We start from the raw sequence: 21,342 nt of genomic DNA, 5'->3' as shown, positions 1-21,342 counted from the left end.
TGGCGACGAGCGACACCCGCTCCTATACGCGCAGCACCGACAACTCGGTGAGGTCAGTCCTGTGGGGTGGGGAATCGGGCCACAGTGCCCGACAGAGCTTCGCCCCGACGCCCTGCGGCGAGGGACGGTCCCCGGACCGGCGCCGGGCCGCGACCAGGCGGATCACCAGCAGGGCGGCGCCCCAGGTGCTCAGTACGGCGAGACAGACCGCCATCGGGTCCGTCCCGCTCATCGGGAGGTGACCGGAGACCTGCTCGGCACCCGACGGGGAGAACGGGGAGAGAACGTCCGACGCGCCCTGGACCTCCGCCGCGCCGGCCCCGGAGACCGGGGCCGCCATGTCCGCTCCGGGCATGGCGTCGTCCGCCGCGCCGGCTCCGGACATCGCGTGCGCCGTGCCTGACGACACCAGGCCGGGCGGGGCGTGCTCCACCGTCACGACGGCCGCCGACGAATCGGCGTCACCGTGCCCGGCGGGGTGCCCCACGGTGTGCATGGTGAAGACGCCGAGGAGCAGCGCGGCGAACAGCAGCAACCGCCCGCACGTCGCGCCCCGCTTCCTCCCGGCCATGCGGATCACCCTACCCCCGCCGGGTATGCGCACACGGAACCGCCCGGCACGACACCGGCGCCCCGACACCCACCCCCGCGACCTCCGCGACACCCGCGCGACACCGGGACCCGCGACACCCGCGCCACACCGGCCCCCGCGACACCGACACCCGCGACACCGGGGCCCCAGCCACGGGGCGAGGCCGCGGCCGACGCACTCGGGGCGAGGCGCCCGACCGACGGCCACCCCACCCCACCCCGCCCCGCCCCCTAGCGGCTGGAGTACACCATCTCGGCCCATCCGGCGATCTGGTCCTCGGAGAGATGCTGCGCTAGATCTGCCTCACTGATCATGCCGACCAGCCTCTTGTTCTCGACCACCGGGAGCCGGCGGATGCGGTGGCTCTGCATCTCCTCCAGCACCTCACCCACCTCCGCCGCCGAGTCGATCCAGCGCGGTGTGCCCTGGGCGAGTTCGCCCGCCGTCACCTTCGACGGATCGTGCCCCTTCGCCACACAGCCGATCACGATGTCGCGGTCCGTGAGGATGCCGACCATCCGGTCCTGCTCACCGTTGGCGGAGATGGGGAGCGCGCCGACGTTGTGGTCACGCATCAGCTGCGCGGCGCGGTCCAGCGTCTCGTGCGCCGGAATCCACTGCGTTCCCGGGTTCATGATGTCTTTGGCGGTGGTCATGGGGATTCCTCCTGCGTACCGGTGGACTCTGCCGTACGACCCCGAGCGCACCCATCGTCATGGGCCCGCCCGGGGCACGCGACCGCTGTCACCCGTTCGGGTGCGTACGGTCCGGCGGGGACCCGCCTCACGGCCGGGGTTTCGCTCCCCGTTCGGCCAGCATCGCGGCCATCGCGTCCAGCTCCGACCGCTGTGCGTCGACCATGCCCCGCGCCAGCCGCTTCTCGGCAGTGACCGTGCACAGCCGTACACAGCCGAGGGCCATGTCGACGCCGCCCCTGTGATGGTCGGTCATCAGCTGGAGGTACAGGATCTCGGCGGCCTTGCCGTCGGCGGCGCGGAGCCGTGCCAGCTCGGTCCTGGTGGCCATCCCGGGCATCAGGGAGCCGTCGTGGGCCTGGTAACCGCCCCCGGCCCCCTTCATGCCCTCCATTCCCTCCATCCCCGCCATGTCGTCCGTGCCGTCCATGTGGTGCGCGCCGTGCCCGGGAGCGGCCATCCAGGCCATCGGCTCCTCGTCGGTGGCGACCTTCGGCAGTTCCCACAGGTCCAGCCAGCCGAGCAGCATCCCGCGCTGGTTGGCCTGGGTGTTGGCGATGTCGTACGCCAGCCGCCGGACGTCCTCGTCCCGCGTACGGTCCCGCACGATGAACGACATCTCCACGGCCTGCTGGTGGTGGACCGACATGTCACGGGCGAATCCCGCGTCGGCCGACGTGTCCGACGGCACCCGCACCACCGGCGCGGACGCGGCGTGCGCGTGCCCGCCGTCCGGGCCGTCACCTCGCGCGGAGGCGACCGTCGCCGCCCCCGCGAAGAGCAGCGCCAGCGCGACGGCGGAACCCGTCACCCACCGGGTGCGCGATGTCCGGCTCACTCGCCCTCCAGCCCGCCCGTGCACGAGGCACCCGGCTCGGGTGTCTGCGGCCCCTGCACGTAGCGAGCGAAGAACTTCGCCACCCGCGGGTCGTCCGCGCCGTCCACCGTGACCTGCTTGCCCCACGCGCTCAGCATGATCGTCCCGGCCTGGTCCTCGTACGGGCTCATGAGCGAGTACGGGGTCTTCTCGACCCGCTCCGCCAGCTTCCGTACATCGGCGTCCGGCGCCTTGTCCGTGTACGTCACCCAGACCGAACCGTGCTCCAGCGCGTGCACGGCGTTCACGTCGGGGATGGCCTTCTTGTAGACCTTCCCGTCGCAATTCATCCATACGGGGTTGTGGTCACCGCCGACCGGAGGCTTCATCGGGTACGTCACCGCCGTGGTGACGTGATTGCGGGTCAGCGTCTTGGCGTCCCACGACTTCTCGCCCTCGATGGGCGCCTTGTCTGTGCTGTCGGTGTCACCGTGGTCGCCGTCGGGGTGCTTGGCGTCGCTCTCCTGGGCCGTCTGCTTCGCCTCCGACGCCTCGGAGTTCTCCAGCAGCATGTAGGAGCCGAAGCCGACCAGCCCGGCGACCACGACGGCGCTCAGGCTTATGGCGAGGACACGGTTGCGGCGCTCCCGCGCGCGCTCGGTGTTGCGCAGCTGCTCGATGCGGGTCCTGCGGTCGAAGCTCATGTCGTCAGGTCCTTCTGCGAAAGGCTTGGGAAGGGACGGAACGGTCGGGCGACGAGTGTGCGCGAGGCAGCCACGAGACGGCTACGACCCGTGCACACCACGGGCGCCGATCGTAGTGGGTGGCCGGGTGCCCCATCGCCTGTCGTGTGCGTAATCTGGGGGACATCCCGGGTCGTGACACCGGAGTCCCTCCCCTACCCCGGGCGGTGGTGCACAGGCCGTCTGAACTGCAAGGATGTGGCTATGGACAAGCAGCAGGAATTCGTCCTCCGGACGCTTGAGGAGCGCGACATCCGTTTCGTACGGCTGTGGTTCACCGATGTCCTCGGATTCCTCAAGTCCGTGGCCGTGGCCCCCGCCGAACTGGAGCAGGCGTTCGACGAGGGAATCGGCTTCGACGGCTCCGCCATCGAGGGCTTCGCCCGGGTCTACGAATCGGACATGATCGCGAAGCCGGACCCCGGCACGTTCCAGATCCTGCCCTGGCGCGCGGAGGCCCCCGGCACGGCCCGGATGTTCTGCGACATCCTGATGCCCGACGGCTCCCCGTCGTTCGCCGATCCGCGGTACGTGCTCAAGCGCATCCTCGCCCGCACCTCCGACCTCGGCTTCACCTTCTACACCCATCCGGAGATCGAGTTCTTCCTGCTGAAGGACAAGCCGGTCAACGGCACCCGGCCGACCCCCGCCGACAGCTCCGGCTACTTCGACCACACCCCGCAGAACGTCGGCATGGACTTCCGCCGCCAGGCCATCACCATGCTTGAATCCATGGGCATCTCGGTCGAGTTCAGCCACCACGAGGGCGCTCCGGGACAACAGGAGATCGACCTGCGGTACGCCGACGCGCTCTCGACCGCCGACAACATCATGACCTTCCGGCTGGTCATGAAGCAGGTCGCGCTGGAGCAGGGCGTGCAGGCCACCTTCATGCCCAAACCGTTCTCGGAGTACCCGGGTTCGGGGATGCACACCCACCTCTCCCTCTTCGAGGGCGACCGCAACGCGTTCTACGAGTCGGGCGCCGAGTACCAACTGTCCAAGGTCGGCCGCTCGTTCATCGCGGGCCTGCTCACCCACGCCGCGGAGATCGCCGCGGTCACCAACCAGTGGGTCAACTCGTACAAACGCATCTGGGGCGGCTCGGCCCGCAGCGCGGGCGCGGGCGGCGAGGCACCCTCGTACATCTGCTGGGGCCACAACAACCGCTCGGCGCTGATCCGCGTACCGATGTACAAGCCGGGCAAGACAGGCTCGGCCCGCGTCGAGGTCCGCTCCATCGATTCCGGTGCCAACCCCTACCTGACCTACGCGGTCCTGCTCGCGGCCGGCCTCAAGGGCATCGAGGAGGGCTACGAACTCCCGGCGGGCGCCGACGACGACGTCTGGGCCCTCTCCGACGCGGAACGCCGCGCGATGGGCATCGAACCGCTCCCGCAGAACCTGGGCGAGGCGATCTCCCTGATGGAGAAGAGCGAACTGGTCGCCGAGACACTGGGCGAGCACGTCTTCGACTTCTTCCTCCGCAACAAGAAGCAGGAATGGGAGGAGTACCGCAGCGAGGTCACGGCCTTCGAGCTGAAGAACCTGCTGCCGGTGCTGTGACGCCCGTGCGCGAATTCGGCCCGGCGGTGCGACACCGCCGGGCTGGGGGCCGTTTCGTCTGCGGTGGGCCGTCCGGTGCGGCTGCGACCCCGGGCGATCGAGGCGAGCTTGTCAGGGGACAAGCGAGTCCGTCAGGTCGGCGCCGTTTCACGCGGGACGTGGGTCCCTCCCACGGGAGGAACTTCCAGGCTGTCCGGAGAGGAAAGGGAGAGATCATTCATGGCCACCGAAGGCGCCAAGCGGCAGCCGAAGTACCAGCGGATCGCCGATGCGCTGAGGGATGCCATTCAGGCAGGTCGATACGGCCCTGGCGATCGACTGCCGGGCGAGAACGACTTGATGGCCGAACACGACGTGGCGCGCATGACCGCCCGGCAGGCTCTGGGCGTTCTGCAGAGCGAAGGCATTGCCGAGTCCCGGCAGGGTGCGGGGGTTTTTGTACGCTCGTTTCGCCCTTTGAGGCGTCAGGGTGTCAAGCGTCTGACCCGGTCGCGGTGGGGCGAGGGCCGATCGATCTGGGCGGCGGACGCGGAAGGCCGCACCCTCGTGGTGGACAAGGTGGGCGTCACGGAGGAACCGGCACCGGACCGCATCGCCGGAGTGCTGGGGGTCGAGCCGGGGAGTCGTCTCTGCGTGCGTCGTCGTCGCTTCGTCCTGGACGGCAAGCCGATTCTGCTGGCCACCTCGTACCTCCCCGCCTCTCTGGTGGCGGGGTCCGCGATCACACGGGAAGACACCGGCCCCGGTGGCACATATGCGCGACTTGCCGAACTGGGCTTTGAGCCCGTCCACTTCCGGGAGGAGATCCGCTCGCGCATGCCCTCAGGTGCCGAGGCCGGGGAGCTGGGACTCCCGGCAGGTACTCCCGTCATGCTGATCTGCCGCACAGCGTTCGCTGACGAGGGCCGCCCCGTCGAGGTGAACGAGATGACGCTCGACTCCGCGTCCCACATCCTTGAGTACGAATTCGACGCGTAGAGCTGGCTGTCGCGGGTTTCTCGACCTTGTCGAGGCACCGTGCCGCGCCCGAGCTCCTGCCACCGACGCGCGTCCACGCGTGGATGGAACGCGGTGTCCAGGTCGCTTGTCACAGAACGGCCTTGGACGCCCTGTCCGCGTGCTCGGACGCGGACAGCAGCGGAAGCCCGTTCAGAGACGGGTGGCGGGCAACGGCTCCACGTCGAACGGGCGGGGCCCGAAGACGCTGTCGGATCGCTCACGCATCAGTGGTAGCGCCTCGCGGAGGTCTGTGCCGAGGTGGTGCAGGGAGTCGACACCGCGTGACTCCCAGATGGGGAACTCCCCGTCCGTGGTGCGTGATGCGCTGTTCCACAACAGGGCGTCGCCGTTCTCGCTCCACGCGAAGACCTCCAGAGTGGCAGCCAGGGACCAGTGGCCGTCCGGTTCCACCATCCAGTCGAACGCCTCGCGCTCTCCGTCTCGGTAGCTCGCACGGAAACGCTTCGTGAGCTGGGCGCCCCGGCCGTGCAGGCCGTCCGCGTATCCCGGTCGGACCGGTGGGTATATCAGCCACAGCCCGAAGGTGCGTCCCCACCCCGCATAGCGGACGAAAGCACGGTAGGAAGCGGGAAATCCCTCGCCGTCTGCGAAGCGGTATCCATCGAGGGCCCCGAAGTCGATGTGCCTGCTCGTCGGTGAATCCCGAAGACGCAGCTCGGTCATCGCATCGCTGATCATGCCGTGGATGCTAGGGCGTGTCCGGCGGATCTTGTGACCGGCTCGGTCTTGCTTCGTTGGCATGCTCATGGGGCGGGGAGATCTCACAAGCGAAGAATGGGCCCGGCTGAGGCCGCAGCTACCGAAGTCGGGTCAACGCGGAGGCCGTTGGGGCAGCCACCGCAGGATCATCAACGGAGGTCTAACGGAACCGGACCGGGGTGCCGTGGCGGGATCTGCGTGCGCGATTCGGTAAGTGGAAGACCGTGTACGAACGGCATCGGCGCTGGTCAGCGGATGGTACCTGGGACAGGAGCTTCGCGGCTGTCCTGGCCGACGCTGACGCGGAAGGCCGCATCGACTGGTTGATGGTGAGCGTGGACGCCACCTCCCGCCGGACCCGCCAGCACGCCGCCGGAGCACGCAAGAAGCCCCCGAGGCCACCGGGGAAGGACGCATGCCCCGGCAGCACCGCCCCGACGGGGGACTCGGACGCTTCCGGGGCGGCCTGACCTGCGAAGTCCATCTCGCAAGTGACGGCGGACGATGACTTCAGGAACGCGGCAAGAAGCGAGTGATCTCCGCCGCCACGTCTTCGGGGACAAGCGACGGCGCGAAGTGCATCTGGCCGGGGAAGGTCACGTAGGTGACGTGGGGCAGCGCGGTCGCGAGCCGGTCGAGCGTCGCCGGCATCGGCTCCCAGGTGTCGGCGCCCCGCATCAACAGCGTTGGGACGGTGACCGCAGACCAGCGTTCCACTCCCACCGAGTCGGCGGCCATCGATTCGAGGTCACGGCACCAGCCAGGCGCGTCAGAGGGGTCGTCGTCGTCCGCCCCGACCGCATCCATGAGGTCCAGCAGCTTGGCCGGGACGCGGGCCACTTTCTCCGCCAGCAGCCGATCTGCCCGCCGTCGGTCACCGTGTGCGGTCAGGTCCTCGAACTCGGCGAGTACGGGAGTCAGTTTTTCGCCGGCTGCATACAGCGGGGGCTCCCACAGCACCAGGGAGCGAACCGGCAGTCCAGCCGCCGCGGCGTGCAGGGCGACGGTGGCGCCATAGGACATGCCGACCAGGTGCACGGGACACCCGATCTTGTCGATCAGTGTCCTCAGGTCACCCACCTCGTCGGTGAAGCACTTCGGCGACCGACCTGCTCCGCTCGGGGCGTAACCGCGCCGGGCGGGCGTCCACAGCTCGAACCGGTCGGCGAGTCGTTCGGCCACCGGCTGCCAGGAGTGCAGGCCGCCGCCGGAGCCATGGACCATGACGACCGGCGGCCCGGAACCGAGCTGTTGCCAGCTAATGGCGGTCCCATCGAAGGACTCAAACGATTCAAAGGACGCGAAGGACTCTGACATCTCGATCACGCTCGACATGCCAGGACCATCGCACGGTCCGCCCAGGACGGTCCACCGAATTTCCACAGCTCATGCGGCTTCTCAGCCCGACTGCATGACCCGCCGGACACGCCCTGGTGCCGGTCACGGCACTGGCGGTCACACAGAGGCGCTCGGTGAGCGCGATGGGGTGTTCGGGGACGGGACGTGCGGGACCGCGGACCTCGGATCGACGCCGGCGAAGGCAAGCCCGATGACGAAACCGGCCACTTCCTCAAGCTGACGGGCGCGATCCAACGAGCCCAGTACGGCCGGCGCCCCGCCGACAGCACGTACCAGCTCGCCGACGACCCCAAGCGCCGCCGGGTCGTCGCCGCACATCGCCACCGTCACCGGGGGCTCGTCGCCGCCCGGACCTCTCACCCACTGCTGGGCGGCGAAGAGGTGGAACGCCTTGACGACATGAGCTCCTGGGGCCAGACCGGCGATCCGCTCCGCCGTCGACTCGCCCCGCTCGGTGAGCAGCACGCCGACGCCGTGCTCGACAGAGTTCGTCGGATCAATCAACGGTGTTCCCTCCAGCGAGCCGTCGGGCGCGTCCGCGAGGCCCAACATGTCCTCGACGGCATCCGACGACACGGCGAGCAGCACCGCGTCGCGATCCCTGACCGCCTCGCGCGGTTCGACGGCTCGTACCCCCCGGCCCAGTCGATCGGCGAGGTTCCGCGTCTTGGCCTGCGACCGCCCGCCGACCGCCACCTCGTGTCCCGCACGGGCCCAGCCCTCGGCCAGGGCGGTCGCCAGCGTTCCTGTGCCCAGAATTCCGATGCGCATCGTCGCTCCCTCTCACACGGTGGTCTTCGGACAGCCACGGTAGAAAAGGCGTTGCGCACCGATCGGTGTGTTTCGAACACGCGATGATGGCCGGTGAGATGAGCGATCACGAAGCCCACTGCTACGAGCGGGTCGCCGACTGCCGTCTGCGCGCGGCCACCGATCTGTTCACCCATACATGGGACCCCGTCGTCCTGGCCGCCCTTCGCCCGGGACCGCGCCGGCGCCGTGAACTGCGTGCCGCGATCGGCGGCATCAGCGACAAGGTCCTGACGGACGCACTGCGCAGACTGCTCGCCGGGGGCCTGATCGGCCGTCATGCGCATGCCGAGGCGCCGCCTCGCGTCGAGTACGGCCTGACCGGCCTGGGGCGGAGCCTGGTCGACGGCCCGATGGAGGCGCTCGGACGCTGGGCGATCGAGCATGGCGACGAGCTTCTCGACGCTCAGGAGAGTGCGGCAACCGCTCGACGGGCACCGGGTTCCGCACCCTGACCGCCCCTGACCGGGGAACGGTCCTCGGAGATTGAGGTGGGGGATGCGCAGGCCGTCGGTGTCCGGTGCCTCCCGGGCGGACATCGCCGGTCACGACAGCGGTGCCGGTACCGCTCGTAACGGCGTTGCCGCCCCGGTTCCGTTCAGCGCCTCGTCATTCCCGCGTATCGGGTACGTCAGACGAAGTCGAGAGACAGCGGAGTCTCGCGGTCCACGGTGCCGTTTCTCTGCAGAAGCACCAGGTCTCCGACTGTGGCGTACGGGCCGAGGCCGATACTCGCCGCCGGAACGGTTCCCGGCAGCGGCGTTGCCGCAATCGGTGTCATGTGGAGCTCGCCTTCATCGGAGATGACGGCGAGAGCCCCTGACAGTTCGTCGGAACCGAGTTCGCCGATGATCTTCGAGAGCGGATCGAGGAGCACGGCGCACACGACCTTCAGGCGATGGGGGTCCTTGCGCGGCAGAGAGGCCAGTTGGTCGATGAAGGCGGAGTCCTGCATGGCCTCACCCAGGAGGTTCATGACCCGCACCCGGTCATTGGCCCTGTCGTCCTGCTCCGCGATGATCTCAAGAGCCGGACGGCCCTGCTTCATCGCCCGCAGCCACTGCGTGATCATCAGGTCGATGATCAGAGCCTGTTCCCGGTTCGGCCGGACAATTCCGTCGCCGAGCCCGACCGTGCTCAGCCATTCGTTGACCTCGGCCCAGCGCCAGACGTGGGACCGTCCGATGGTCCCCTCCGGTGAGGGGAAACCGTCCACGCCGCCGGCGTTGCGCTCACCGTTGACCCACTGGGCGACATTCTGCCGAGAGCGCTGCACCCTGTCCGCGATGTCGGCCACACCGACCAGATCGGCGTCGAGACGCATGACCGACACCTGTGGCATCAGGGTCTTGAGGGAACCGATCACGGCATGTGCCGCCTGGACGGCATCCTGCCCTTCGCCGGTGATGACCAGGACGCTCCGGCCTCCTTGCGACAGCAACAAGGCGTCGTAGTTTTCGTACAGAACGCCCACGGCCTCGTCGTCGACCGAGATTCCGTCAACGATAAAAGAGAACTCGAACTCCATCGTTGCCGCTTCCTCCACACTCGGTGCCACGGGGCCAGTTTCGCGGAGACGACGTCTGTTGTCAATTGACAACAGAGTGGACGGTCCGCCGTGGGTCGTCCTGCGGCAGCGGGCAGCGCTTGGCTGCCTGGATGATTCTCCGGGCCGCTGAGCTGGGGTTTTTGGGGGTGCCTGGTATCGGGATCGTCAGACATGTTTCGCCGCAGGGGCATTTCAGGGTGCCCCAGTGAGCGGCCGCCCTGATCGTCCATCCCGCGGCCGTCAGCGCCTTGAGGGCGTCCCTCACGTCCTTCTTGGTGTGATCGGACGGATCGAGGTCCTGTCCACCCATTGAGTGACCCCCTATCCAAGTGCCTCATCCAGGGTCGGCTGATCATACTCTTCGCGTCCGGCACACCGCCTTCTTGCGATCGAGCAGCCGTCCTCCGGCCCCTCACCCGAAGCTGCGGGCCATCTCGTCCAGGATCTCGTCGATCACCTCGACCGGCTCGCGCGCCAGGTCCTCCTCGATCCACATCCGCATCGCGATCCGCAGCGACGACAGGAACGCCGCGGCGATGACCCGGGGGCGTACCGAGCCCTCCGGAGTGCCCTCGCGGGCCGCCACCGCGTTCGCCAGGTCCTTCTCCAGCGCCGCGTGGTTCGCGAGTTGGCGGGCGAGCAGGGACGGGTGCCGCATCGCGAGCCGGGTGCGGATCGCCCATTCGCGCTGCTCCGGTGAGAGCGGTTCGGCGAAGGACTTCACGGAGGCCCGCAGCGCGCTCCACGACGACTCCCCGGCCGGCTGCTCCCGTACCCGCTCGACGAGCTTCCCGATCTGCTGCTCCTCCCCGTACAGGAGGGCGTCCTCCTTGCCGGTGAAGTAGTTGGAGAACGTTCTGCGGGAGATCCCGGCCGCGTCCGTGACGGCCTCCACCGTGACGTTGTCGAAGCCCACCTCGACCGTCAGCCGCAGGGCCGCCTCGTGAACGGCCTGCCGGGTGGCTTCCTTCTTGCGTTCCCGCAGTCCCACAGCGTTCTCCATGGCGCCATTATCCCCCGGCGGGAAATTATTGCTCAGTGGGAAATATTGCCCGATGGGCATGTAGGGTGTCTCGGTACTCCCGAACCCCACACTTCTGTTCGAACCCTCCGGAGGTTGCGCGTGAGCGCAGAAACGGCCGCGCCGACCGACGTCGCGCCGATGGACCACCGCCACGTCCTGAAAGCGCTGAGCGGCCTGCTCATCGTGCTGTTCGTGGCGATGATCAGCAGCACCGTGGTCTCGGTCGCCCTGCCGCAGATCATCGGCTCACTGAACGGCACCCAGTCGCAGTACACCTGGGTCGTCACCGCGATGCTGCTCGCGTCGACGGCCTCCACGCCCATCTGGGGCAAGCTCGCCGACCTGTTCAGCAAGAAACTGCTGCTCCAGATAGCCATCGGCCTCTTCGTCATCTCGTCCATCGCCTGCGGATTCGCCCGGAGCACCGAGCAGTTGATCGCCTTCCGGGCCATCCAGGGCCTCGGCATGGGCGCGCTCCAGGTGCTCGTCCAGGTGATCATCGCCGCGATGATCAGCCCGAAGGAACGCGGACGTTACAACGGCTACCTCGGTGGCGTCATGGCCGTCGCCACCGTCGGCGGTCCGCTGCTCGGCGGCTTCATCACCGACACGTCGTGGCTCGGCTGGCGCTGGTGCTTCTTCATCGCCGTACCGTTCACGCTCATCGCGCTCGTGATGCTGACCCGCACCCTGCACCTCACCGAGATCCGCCGCCCCGACGTCAAGGTCGACTACCTGGGCGCCTCGCTCATCGCCGGCGGCGTCAGCCTGCTCCTCCTGTGGGTGACCTTCGTCGGCAACGACTTCGACTGGATCTCCTGGCAGACCTTCGTCATGGTCGGCGCCAGCGCGCTCATCCTGATCGCGGCCGTGCTGGTCGAGGCCAGGGTGAAGGAGCCGGTCGTCCCGCTGCACGTCGTGCGCCGCAGGGACCCCGCCCTCGCCATCGTCGCCAGCCTCGCGGTCGGCATGGCGATGTTCGGCGGCGCGGTGTTCCTGGGCCAGTACTTCCAGATCGGCCGGGGCTACTCGCCGACCGAGGCGGGCATGCTGACCATCCCCCTGATGCTCGGTGTGCTCGTCGCCTCGACCGTCGCGGGGCAGTTGGTGTCCAGGACCGGCAAGGTCAAGCCGTTCATCATCGCGGGCGTCGTGGTGCTGACCCTGGGCTTCCTGGGGCTGTCCACCATCGACCACGAGACCTCGCTGGTCCTCGTCTCGCTCGGAATGCTCGCGGTCGGCATCGGGGTCGGCATGTCGATGCAGAACCTCGTGCTGGTCCTCCAGAACACGGTCCCGCTCAGCGAACTCGGCGCGGCCAGCGGCGCGATCACCTTCTTCCGCTCGCTCGGCGGCACGATCGGCGTGTCCGTGCTGGGCGCGGTGCTCGCCAACCAGGTCGCCACGAAGATCGCACACGGTCTGGCCGAACTGGGCGTCGACCCGGCGGCCTCCGGCTCCGGCGGCTCGACGCTGAACGTGGCGGCGATGCCGCCCGAGATCCAGGAGGTCGTACGTGCCGCCTACGGCGACGCCACCGGCACCATCTTCCTGATCTCCGCCGCCATCGCGGTGGTCGGCGTGATCGCCTCGCTGTTCCTGACCTCGACCAAGCTCCGGGACAGCGTGGACCTGTAACACCGGAGGAACCCCGACCCATGTGAACGCGCCCTGGTGCGGGGCGCGTTCACGCGTGTACGGGGACGGGCGCGTGATCCGCCCGGCGCCGCGGACGTGGTGGACGCGGTGGACGCCGTGATGGCCGTCCCGCACAATTACCGGACGACGCAGGGGGCGTACGGCCGGACGGGGGATTCATGGGCGTTGTACTGGCGCTGCTGGCAGGGCTGTTGGCGATGGTGCTGCTGCTGACCGTATGGCTGAACCGGCGGGGGAACAGCCCGACGGAGAACTTCGAGGGCCAGGAGATCGAGCGGCAGCGGTCCGCCGCGGTCAGGGAGACCCGCAGGATCAACAACTCGATGGCGGTCCACTCCCGGCTGATCGACGGAGGCCGCGAAGCGCGTCCGTAGACCCTGTCCACGGTTCCGTCGGCTGCCATGTCTTCCCGTGCCCCGGCGCCCCGCGACGGTCGAGGTGCGCGGAGCCGACGGACGCGGCGCCGTCCGGCTCCACATGCTCGGCGACGGGCTGACGACCGCGGGGGAGCCGGCGGTCGCGGACGAGGTTCCCCGGGCCCGGCCCCACCTCGTACCGGGCGCGACCGCCCCATGGCGTCCCGCGCTGCTGCTCCCGTGACGGCCCGGCGGATGCGACCGGCGGCTCCGCCCACGCCGTCCGGAGCGGCCGGGCGCGGCCGGGCCCGGCTCATGTAATGTGACCGACCCCAGTACGGGACGTCCTCAGGAGGTGAGACCCATTACCGCTGTATCAGGCTGGGTGCTCTCCCCACACGGACGTGCGGCCGACCGGCACAGGTGACCGCGGGAGCGCCCATCGGCATCCCGAAAGGCTCCGCTCCATGTCGGTCTTCCCCTCACCGCTCTCCCCGTCCGCGATCACCCGCACGCTCCGTGCCGCCGGCTGTGTCTTCGCCGAGGACGAGGCGGAACTGCTCCTCGCCAACGCCGCCGGTCCCGCCGAACTCGCCGCCATGGTCGAGCGGCGAGCGGCCGGACTGCCCCTCGAACACGTCCTCGGCTGGGCCGAGTTCCGCGGGCTGCGGATCGCCGTGGACCCCGGAGTCTTCGTGCCGCGCCGCCGCACCGAATTCCTCGTCTCCCAGGCCGTCGACCTCGTCCGCCCCGCCGCCCCGGTGGTCGTCGTCGATCTGTGCTGCGGCTCGGGGGCGCTCGGCGCGGCGCTCGTCGACGCGCTGGACCGGGTCGAACTGCACGCCACCGATGTCGAGCCGGCCGCGGTGCGGTGCGCCCGCCGCAACATCGCGGGGACGGGACAGGTGTACGAGGGCGACCTCTTCGACCCGCTCCCCGAATCCCTGCGGGGCCGCGTCGGACTCCTGCTGGCCAATGTGCCGTACGTACCCACCGACGACGTCGACCTGCTGCCCGCCGAGGCCCGTGTCCATGAACCCCGGGTGGCCCTCGACGGCGGCGGCGACGGACTCGACGTCCTGCGCCGGGTGGTCGCCGGGGCGCCGCGGTGGCTGGCGCCCGGCGGGCATCTGCTCGTCGAGACCAGCGAGCGGCAGGCGGCGCGGGCCGAGGAGACCGTCGCGGCGGGAGGTCTCGTACCGCGCGTGCTCACGTCCGACGAGCTGTACGCGACCGTCGTCGTCGGAACGAGACCCGCGTGAGGGGATGTCCCGTAGTCCCTGGTGAAGCGGCGAGCGGCGGGCGCGGCGGGCGACGTCGGACGCGGCGCGTCGCGAGGCGCGGGGGCGTCCGCACACGGGGCGCGTCGGCCGGTTCCGGCAACGCGGTGAGGTGTCGTGCCCGTCGTCGCGCACCCGTCGGGGATCACGGGACAGCTCCCGGGGGCGCTCGCCGCTCCACCGCCCCCGTGGGCGGGGCCGTTAGGCTCGCCCTGCGGGGACCAGATCGGCCGGCGAGCGGGAGAGCGCGGAAATGACCACAGCACCGGGTCGCAGGAGCAGCACGTTCACCCGGCTGCTGCGGCACGGCTTCTTCGACCCCTCCGCCGCCGAGCGGCTGCTCGATCTGCCCGACCTGTCGTCGGTGCGCAGCGACCCCGTCCTCCTCGAAGCCCTCGGGGCGACCGCCGACCCCGATCTGGCCCTGCGCGGACTCGTCAGGATCGTGGAGGCCGAGGAGGAGGGGGAGCGGCGGGTCCTGCTGGACACCCTGGTCACCGCCAAGCCGCTCCGCGACCGCCTGCTGGGTGTGCTCGGGGCCTCCGAGGCGCTGGGCGACCATCTGGCGCGGTACCCCCGCGACTGGCACGCGCTCGTCACCTACGAGGCCGCCGACCTGCATCCCGGGGTGCCCGAGTTCGAACAGGGCCTGGCCTCCGCCACCGACCCCGACGCGCTGCGGGTCGCCTACCGGCAGTGCCTGCTGGCCATAGCTGCCCGGGACGTCTGCGGAACCATCGACGTCGCCGAGACCGCCGCCGAGCTGGCCGACCTGGCCACCGCCACGCTGCGCTCCGCGGTCGCCGTCGCGGAGGCCGCGGCCCCGGAGGACGCCGCCGTGTGCCGGCTCGCGGTCATCGCCATGGGCAAATGCGGCGGACACGAGCTGAACTACATCTCCGACGTCGACGTGATCTTCGTGGCCGAGCCCCGTGACGGCGCCGACGAGGGCGAGGCCGTGCGGGCCGCGACCCGGCTGGCCGCCCACATGATGCGGATCTGCTCCGACACGACCGTCGAGGGCACCATCTGGCCGGTCGACGCCAATCTGCGCCCCGAGGGCCGCAACGGCCCCCTCGTCCGGACCCTGTCCTCGCACCTCGCGTACTACCAGCGCTGGGCCAAGACCTGGGAGTTCCAGGCCCTCCTCAAGGCCCGCCCGGTCGCCGGCGACCTCGGTCTGGGCCGGGAGTACGTCGACGCGGTGTCCCCGCTGGTCTGGCAGGTCGCGGACCGGGAGAACTTCGTCGCCGACGTGCAGAAGATGCGCCGCCGCGTCGTCGACAACATCCCCGCCGACCGCGTCGACCGGGAGATCAAGCTCGGCCCCGGCGGACTGCGGGACGTCGAGTTCGCCGTACAGCTCCTCCAGCTGGTGCACGGCCGCAGCGACCCGTCCCTGCGCAGCGGCAACACCCTGAAGGCGCTGCGGGCGCTCGCCGAGGCCGGATACGTGGGCCGCGTCGACGCCGTGCAGCTCGACGACGCGTACCGCTTCCTGCGCGCCATGGAGCACCGCATCCAGCTCTACCGGCTGCGCCGCACCCACCTCGTGCCCGAGGGTGACGCCGACCTGCGGCGGCTCGGCCGCTCCCTCGGGATGCGCACGGACCCGATCGCCGAACTGAACAAGGCGTGGAAGCGGCACGCGACCGTCGTCCGGCGGCTGCACGAGAAGCTGTTCTACCGGCCGCTGCTCGACGCCGTCGCCCAGCTCACCCCCGGCCAGTCCCGGCTGAGCCCGAAGGCAGCCGCCCACCGGCTCGTGGCACTCGGCTACGAGGACCCGGCCGCCGCGCTGCGCCATCTGGAGGCGTTGTCGTCGGGGGTGTCGCGCAAGGCGGCCATCCAGCGGACCCTGCTGCCGGTGCTCCTCGGCTGGTTCGCCGACTCCGCCGACCCGGACGCCGGGCTGCTCGGCTTCCGCAAGGTCTCCGACGCCCTCGGCAAGACCCCGTGGTACCTGCGGCTGCTGCGGGACGAGGGCGCCGCCGCGGAGAACCTGGCCCGGGTGCTGTCGGCCGGGCGGCTCGCCCCCGACCTGCTGCTGCGGGCGCCCGAGGCCGTCGCCATCCTCGGCGACCCCGGCGGTCTCAGGCCCCGCACCAGGGACCACCTGGAACAGGAGGTGCTGGCCGCCGTGGGCCGGGCGGACGGCGCGGAGAACGCCATCGCGGTGGTGCGCGCCGTCCGGCGCCGCGAGCTGTTCCGTACGACGGCCGCCGATCTGATCGGCTCGTACGGCACGGAGGAGAACCCCGCCGAACCCGACCCCGGCGCCCTCGTCGACCGGGTCGGCGACGCGGTCACCGACCTGAACGCGGTCACCCTCGCGGGCGCGCTGCGCGCCGTCGTGCGGGAGAAGTGGGGCGACAGCCTGCCGACCCGGTTCGCGGTCATCGGGATGGGACGGTTCGGCGGGCACGAGATGAGCTACGGCTCCGACGCCGACGTCCTGTTCGTGCACGCCCCGCGCGAGGGCGTCGACGAGCAGGAGGCGAGCCGGGCCGCAGGCGCCGTGGTCACCGAGATGCGCCGGCTCCTCCAGCTCCCCACCGCCGACCCGCCGCTGCTGATCGACGCGGACCTGCGGCCGGAGGGCAAGAGCGGACCACTGGTGCGGACGCTGAAGTCGTACGAGGCGTACTACCGGCGCTGGGGGCTGGTCTGGGAGAGCCAGGCGCTGCTGCGGGCCGAGCCCATGGCGGGCGACGCCGACCTCGGGTGCGACTTCGTCGATCTGATCGGCTCGCTGCGGTATCCGATGGAGGGGCTGGGCGACGACGCGGTCCGCGAGATCCGTCGGCTCAAGGCGCGGATGGAGTCCGAACGCATGCCGCGCGGCGCCGACCCGACGCTCCACACCAAGCTGGGACGCGGCGGCCTCAGCGACGTCGAGTGGACGGTGCAGCTGATGCAGATGCAGCACGGCTGGGCCGAGCCCGGACTGCGGACGACCAGGACCCGGGTGGCGCTGGCCGCCGCGTGCGCGGCGGAGCTGATCCCCGTGGAGGACGCGCAGACCCTGGACGAGGCGTGGGTGCTGGCGACGCGCGTACGGAACGCGGTGATGCTGGTACGCGGCAGGCCCGCCGACACCTTCCCCGCAGGGCCCCGCGAACTGGCGGCGGTGGGGCGGTACTTGGGCTACGAGCCGGGGCACGTGGGCGACATGCTCGACGACTACCGGCGCATCACCCGCCGGGCTCGCGCGGTGGTGGAGGAGCGGTTCTACGGAGCCTGAGACGGGCTCGGCCGGTGGGCGTCCCCGCCGCGCGGACAGGGACGGCCCTTATGGGGAAGATGCGATTTCCGGGTGTTCCGTTCCGTAGGTTTCGTCTACTTTTTTGCGTATCTGGGACGGTAGAATGGATGCCTGCTGCCAGGCGACGTGTCGGTAACTCCACTACGCCCGCGGCGATATGACGACGCATGAGGCAGCAGGCCCGGCGTCCGGGTCTCGGAGTGTGGGCTGTGCCTGAAGTGTCCCGTCGTGCTGCGCTGGGGATTTTCGGAGTGGGTGCCGTGGCACTCGTCGGCTACCAGATGGCCGACGACCCCGGGCCCGTTCCGCACCGTCCGACCGCGAGCACCGGTGACAACCCTGTGGTGCTGGAGAACCGCGCGGCGGGCTCGAAGAGCTGGGCCCTCGGTCACGGCGGCACCCGCGGTGTCGACGACAAGTCCGCCCAGGTGCAGGGCTACGCCTCGAAGACGTCGGTGAGCCCCGGCGAGTCGATCGACTTCCACGTGGCGTCCCACGTCGCCCAGAACTGCACTGTGGCGATCTACCGCGTCGGACACTACGGAGGCGTGGGCGCCCGCCACCTGATGACCGGCGAGCCGGTACCCGTGCGGCCCCGGCCGCGGCCGCGTGCCGACGCCACCACCGGCCTCATAGCCTGCGACTGGCCGGTGACCTGGACGCTGACCGTCCCGACCGAGTGGGTGTCCGGGATCTTCCTCGCCGTCTTCACCGGGAAGGACGGCCACCGCAGCTACACACCGTTCGTCGTGCGTGACACCTCGCGCCGGTCCGACATCCTGGTCGTCCTCCCCTTCGCGACGTACCAGGCGTACAACATCTGGCCGCTCGACGGCCGCACCGGCAAGAACCTCTACAAGGGCTACACGGCCGACGGGCAGGTGGGCGGCAGCGCGGAGCGCGCCTTCAAGGTGTCCTTCGACCGGCCCTACGCCCAGTCCGGGATGCCGCGCTGGTTCGAGATGGACACCAGCGCCGCCCGATGGGCCGAGAGCGAGGGTTTCGACGTCACCTACGCCAGCAGCGTCGACCTCCACGAGGGACGGATCGATCTCTCCCGGTACACCGCGATCGTCTTCTCCGGGCACGACGAGTACTGGTCCGGCCCCATGCGGGACCGCGCGGAGAAAGCCGTCGCCGCCGGGACCCATCTGGCCTTCCTCGCCTCGAACAACATCTATTTCCACATCCGGGTGGAGCCGGCCGCCGACGGCCGGCCGAACCGGGTGGTGACCTGCTACAAGGAGGCGCCCGACCCGGACGCCGGGCCGGCGGGGCCCACCGTGCGCTGGCGCGCGCTCGGCAAGAAGCACCGCGAGGCGGAGCAGGGACTCCTCGGTACCCAGTACAACGGCATCCTCAAGAAGCCCGCGCCCCTGGTGGTCCGCGAGAGCGGTCACTGGTTCTGGGCGGGCACCGGGCTGAGGGACGGCGACACGATCCCCGATCTGATCGCCGTGGAGGCCGACGGCTTCGACCCCTCCATGCCGCGCCCCTCGGACAGCACGCGGACGCTGTTGTCGCGTTCGCCGTACGTCGACAGTCTGGGCCGCGGTCGCAAGATCCAGAACACCGGTCTGTGCGAGAACGCCGTGGGCACGCTCGTGTTCGTCGCCGGAACCTTCCACTGGCCACTGGCCCTGAGCCAGCGCGGACATGTCGACCCGCATGTCCGACGCGCCACCAAGAACCTGGTGACCCGCATGTTGGAGCCCCGACGTCAGTAGGACCGGCGGAACCGGCGGATCACCCTCAGGGCCGGCCGGCGCGGGCGGACGAGGAGGGCGAGCCGTCCGGAGCGGGGGAGGGGGAGGGCACGGTGAGCGCCCTCAGACGGCCCGGTCGGCCCGGTGGGTCCGGATGTTCCCGCCGGGTCCGCCGGCCCCCGGGTATCCGCCTCGGCAGATGCTGCGGCAACGCCCCGTACCACGCGTACGACACCGCGTAACCGAACGCCAGGCACGCCATCCCGCCCACCGCGTCCAGCCAGAAGTGGTTGGCGGTCGACACGATGACGAGCAGCGTCGCCATCGGGTACAGCAGGCCCAGGACGCGCGCCCACGGCGCGGAGGTCAGCGCGAAGATGGTCAGCCCGCACCAGAGCGACCAGCCGATGTGCATCGACGGCATCGCCGCGTACTGGTTGGACATGTTCTTGAGGTTCCCCGAGGCCATCGAGCCCCAGGTCTGGTGCACCAGCACCGTGTCGACGAAGTCCCCGCCGTTCATCAGGCGGGGTGGCGCGAGCGGATACAGGTAGTAGCCGAGCAGGGCCACCGCCGTGGTCGCGAAGAGGGCCAGACGGGCCGCGGCGTACCGGCCCGGGTGACTGCGGAACAACCACACCAGGACCCCGACGGTCACCACGAAGTGCAGGGTCGCGTAGTAGTAGTTCATCGAGATGATCAGCCATGTCACCGAATTCACGGCGTGGTTGACCGATTCTTCGACCGCGATGCCGAGGGTCTTCTCCGTCGACCAGATCCAGTCGGCGTTGCGCAGGGCCGCCGTACGCTGCTCGGGGACGGCGTTGCGCACCAGTGAGTACACCCAGTAACTGAGCGCGATCAGCAGGATTTCGAACCAGAGGCGAGGGCGGCGGGGGGACCGTCGTCCGCGTGGTCCCGTCCGCCCGGCGTCCTTCGGGTCTTGCTGGGCCTCGGTGAGCGCCTCGTCCACGATGGGTGACGGGGCGGCCGCCTTCCGGCCTTCCTTTGGCTTCACGCTCGATTCACCCATAGGCACAGAGTCTGCCAGATACGTCCCCCTCTGCCCGATCATCCTCCGGTCTGACAAGGCACGCACGTTCTGCGCCCTAGGGATGAGCGTGCGACCCTGAGGAGGACGGGGGAGCGGTCCGCGCACCGGGCCCGGGAGCGGCGGCCGTTGAGCCGCGGACGACGAGTTCGGGCATGAAGACGAACTCGCTGTGCGGGGCGGGTGTGCCCCCGATCTCCTCCAGCAGCGCGCGCACGGCGGCCTGCCCCATCGCCGTCACCGGCTGCCGGATCGTCGTGAGCGGAGGATCGGTGAACGCTATGAGCGGCGAATCGTCGTATCCGACCACCGACAGATCGCGCGGCACCTCCAGCGAACGCCCGCGGGCCGCCCGGATCGCACCGAGCGCCATCATGTCGCTCGCGCACACCACCGCCGTGCAACCGCGGTCCATCAGCGCCGACGCGGCGGCCTGGCCGCCCTCCAGCGTGAACAGCGAGTGCTGGACCAACTCCTCCACCGCCTCCCGGGAGAGACCCAACTCCTCGCCCATGACGGCGTGAAAACCCTCGATCTTACGGATCACCGGCACGAACCGCTTGGGGCCGACCGCGAGTCCGATCCGCCGATGCCCCAACGAGACCAGATGCGTCACCGCCAGTCGTACGGCGGCCCGGTCGTCGGGCGAGATGAACGGCGCCCGCACCTTCGCGGAGAATCCGTTGACCAGGACGAAGGGGACGCCCTGTGCGCGTAGTTGCTCGTACCGCCGCATGTCCGCCGAGGTGTCGGAGTGCAGCCCGGAGACGAAGATGATCCCCGCCACGCCCCGGTCGACGAGCATTTCGGTCAGCTCGTCCTCGGTGGAACCACCCGGCGTCTGCGTCGCCAGCACCGGGGTGTAGCCCTGCCGCGTCAGCGCCTGCCCGATGACCTGGGCGAGCGCCGGGAAGATCGGGTTCTCCAACTCGGGCGTGATCAGACCGACCAGGCCCGCGCTGCGCCTGCGCAGCCGCACGGGACGCTCGTACCCCAGGACGTCGAGCGCGGCGAGTACGGATTCGCGGGTGGTCGCGGCGACACCGGGCTTGCCGTTCAGTACGCGGCTGACCGTCGCTTCGCTGACCCCCGCCTGAGCTGCGATATCGGCAAGCCGTGCGGTCATGGAAGTGGACTGTACCGGGCGTATG

Annotated in this window: 20 protein-coding genes and 1 pseudogene; 10 read left to right on the top strand and 11 right to left on the bottom strand. The window is 70.0% G+C overall.

The window, feature by feature from the left end; genetic code table 11:
• Positions 1-22: 22 nt before the first annotated feature.
• From PZB75_RS06585 to PZB75_RS06570, 4 genes are all read right to left on the bottom strand, one after another.
• Positions 23-571 carry a hypothetical protein gene (locus PZB75_RS06585; RefSeq protein WP_275534344.1) on the bottom strand — a complete coding sequence of 183 codons (549 nt, stop codon included), beginning with the start codon at positions 569-571 and terminating at the stop codon, positions 23-25.
• A gap of 251 nt (positions 572-822) precedes the next feature.
• Positions 823-1,248, bottom strand: coding sequence for a CBS domain-containing protein (locus PZB75_RS06580; protein ID WP_275534343.1), 426 nt, complete (start codon positions 1,246-1,248; stop codon positions 823-825).
• Positions 1,249-1,375: 127 nt separating this feature from the next.
• Positions 1,376-2,125, bottom strand: a complete 750-nt coding sequence (locus tag PZB75_RS06575) for a DUF305 domain-containing protein (protein ID WP_275534342.1) — start codon at positions 2,123-2,125, stop codon at positions 1,376-1,378.
• On the bottom strand, positions 2,122-2,808 hold the full coding sequence (locus tag PZB75_RS06570; protein WP_275534341.1) for a DUF3105 domain-containing protein: 687 nt from the start codon (positions 2,806-2,808) through the stop codon (positions 2,122-2,124). The genes PZB75_RS06575 and PZB75_RS06570 overlap by 4 nt, the downstream gene beginning before the upstream one ends.
• A 243-nt stretch (positions 2,809-3,051) precedes the next feature.
• Between PZB75_RS06570 and glnA the strand changes: the two genes are divergently transcribed.
• Complete coding sequence (gene glnA, locus PZB75_RS06565) at positions 3,052-4,413, top strand: type I glutamate--ammonia ligase (protein ID WP_275534340.1); 1,362 nt, start codon at positions 3,052-3,054, stop codon at positions 4,411-4,413.
• Positions 4,414-4,632: 219 nt separating this feature from the next.
• A complete protein-coding gene (locus tag PZB75_RS06560) occupies positions 4,633-5,391 on the top strand; it encodes a GntR family transcriptional regulator (protein WP_275534339.1) in 759 nt (252 codons plus the stop codon).
• 171 nt (positions 5,392-5,562) lie between these two features.
• On the opposite strand, the gene PZB75_RS06555 is transcribed toward PZB75_RS06560, so the two are convergent.
• Positions 5,563-6,111: a hypothetical protein gene (locus tag PZB75_RS06555; protein ID WP_275534338.1), complete on the bottom strand. Its 549-nt coding sequence runs from the start codon at positions 6,109-6,111 to the stop codon at positions 5,563-5,565.
• Between the two features lie 67 nt (positions 6,112-6,178).
• On the opposite strand from PZB75_RS06555, the pseudogene PZB75_RS06550 reads away from it, so the two are divergent.
• Positions 6,179-6,634, top strand: a pseudogene (locus PZB75_RS06550) (IS5 family transposase); the annotation flags it as partial.
• Positions 6,635-6,642: 8 nt separating this feature from the next.
• On the opposite strand, the gene PZB75_RS06545 reads toward PZB75_RS06550, so the two are convergent.
• Together PZB75_RS06545 and PZB75_RS06540 are read right to left on the bottom strand one after the other, a co-directional pair.
• Positions 6,643-7,467 carry an alpha/beta hydrolase gene (locus tag PZB75_RS06545; RefSeq protein WP_275534337.1) on the bottom strand — a complete coding sequence of 275 codons (825 nt, stop codon included), beginning with the start codon at positions 7,465-7,467 and terminating at the stop codon, positions 6,643-6,645.
• Between the two features lie 120 nt (positions 7,468-7,587).
• Positions 7,588-8,262 (bottom strand): NAD(P)-binding domain-containing protein, encoded by a 675-nt coding sequence (locus PZB75_RS06540; protein WP_275534336.1) that lies wholly within the window; start codon positions 8,260-8,262, stop codon positions 7,588-7,590.
• 98 nt (positions 8,263-8,360) lie between these two features.
• Between PZB75_RS06540 and PZB75_RS06535 the strand changes: the two genes are divergently transcribed.
• Positions 8,361-8,756 carry a helix-turn-helix domain-containing protein gene (locus PZB75_RS06535; protein WP_275534335.1) on the top strand — a complete coding sequence of 132 codons (396 nt, stop codon included), beginning with the start codon at positions 8,361-8,363 and terminating at the stop codon, positions 8,754-8,756.
• A gap of 176 nt (positions 8,757-8,932) precedes the next feature.
• Here PZB75_RS06535 and PZB75_RS06530 read toward each other — a convergent pair whose 3' ends face one another.
• Positions 8,933-9,829 carry a hypothetical protein gene (locus PZB75_RS06530; RefSeq protein WP_275534334.1) on the bottom strand — a complete coding sequence of 299 codons (897 nt, stop codon included), beginning with the start codon at positions 9,827-9,829 and terminating at the stop codon, positions 8,933-8,935.
• 433 nt (positions 9,830-10,262) lie between these two features.
• Positions 10,263-10,853, bottom strand: coding sequence for a TetR family transcriptional regulator (locus tag PZB75_RS06525; RefSeq protein WP_275534333.1), 591 nt, complete (start codon positions 10,851-10,853; stop codon positions 10,263-10,265).
• Positions 10,854-11,012: 159 nt separating this feature from the next.
• Between PZB75_RS06525 and PZB75_RS06520 the strand changes: the two genes are divergently transcribed.
• The 6 genes from PZB75_RS06520 to PZB75_RS06495 all read left to right on the top strand — a co-directional run bounded on the left by PZB75_RS06520 (position 11,013) and on the right by PZB75_RS06495 (position 19,161).
• Positions 11,013-12,512, top strand: coding sequence for an MDR family MFS transporter (locus PZB75_RS06520; RefSeq protein ID WP_275538615.1), 1,500 nt, complete (start codon positions 11,013-11,015; stop codon positions 12,510-12,512).
• A gap of 179 nt (positions 12,513-12,691) precedes the next feature.
• Positions 12,692-12,907 (top strand): hypothetical protein, encoded by a 216-nt coding sequence (locus PZB75_RS06515; RefSeq protein WP_275534332.1) that lies wholly within the window; start codon positions 12,692-12,694, stop codon positions 12,905-12,907.
• Positions 12,908-12,944: 37 nt separating this feature from the next.
• The gene (locus PZB75_RS06510) at positions 12,945-13,133 is read left to right on the top strand and encodes a hypothetical protein (protein WP_275534331.1); all 189 of its coding nucleotides are present in this window, start codon (positions 12,945-12,947) and stop codon (positions 13,131-13,133) included.
• 223 nt (positions 13,134-13,356) lie between these two features.
• Positions 13,357-14,151, top strand: a complete 795-nt coding sequence (locus PZB75_RS06505; protein ID WP_275534330.1) for a putative protein N(5)-glutamine methyltransferase — start codon at positions 13,357-13,359, stop codon at positions 14,149-14,151.
• A gap of 271 nt (positions 14,152-14,422) precedes the next feature.
• Complete coding sequence (locus tag PZB75_RS06500; RefSeq protein WP_275534329.1) at positions 14,423-17,413, top strand: bifunctional [glutamine synthetase] adenylyltransferase/[glutamine synthetase]-adenylyl-L-tyrosine phosphorylase; 2,991 nt, start codon at positions 14,423-14,425, stop codon at positions 17,411-17,413.
• A 272-nt stretch (positions 17,414-17,685) separates the two neighbouring features.
• Complete coding sequence (locus tag PZB75_RS06495; RefSeq protein ID WP_275534328.1) at positions 17,686-19,161, top strand: N,N-dimethylformamidase beta subunit family domain-containing protein; 1,476 nt, start codon at positions 17,686-17,688, stop codon at positions 19,159-19,161.
• A 25-nt stretch (positions 19,162-19,186) separates the two neighbouring features.
• Here PZB75_RS06495 and PZB75_RS06490 read toward each other — a convergent pair whose 3' ends face one another.
• Positions 19,187-20,173, bottom strand: coding sequence for a phosphatase PAP2 family protein (locus PZB75_RS06490; RefSeq protein ID WP_275534327.1), 987 nt, complete (start codon positions 20,171-20,173; stop codon positions 19,187-19,189).
• 76 nt (positions 20,174-20,249) lie between these two features.
• Complete coding sequence (locus tag PZB75_RS06485) at positions 20,250-21,317, bottom strand: LacI family DNA-binding transcriptional regulator (protein ID WP_275534326.1); 1,068 nt, start codon at positions 21,315-21,317, stop codon at positions 20,250-20,252.
• Positions 21,318-21,342 lie beyond the last annotated feature (25 nt).

The sequence above is a fragment of the Streptomyces sp. AM 4-1-1 genome (assembly GCF_029167625.1).
Taxonomy (GTDB): domain Bacteria; phylum Actinomycetota; class Actinomycetes; order Streptomycetales; family Streptomycetaceae; genus Streptomyces.
The sequence above is the reverse complement of the archived record's forward strand: the minus strand, read 5'-3'. Positions and strand labels throughout refer to the sequence as shown.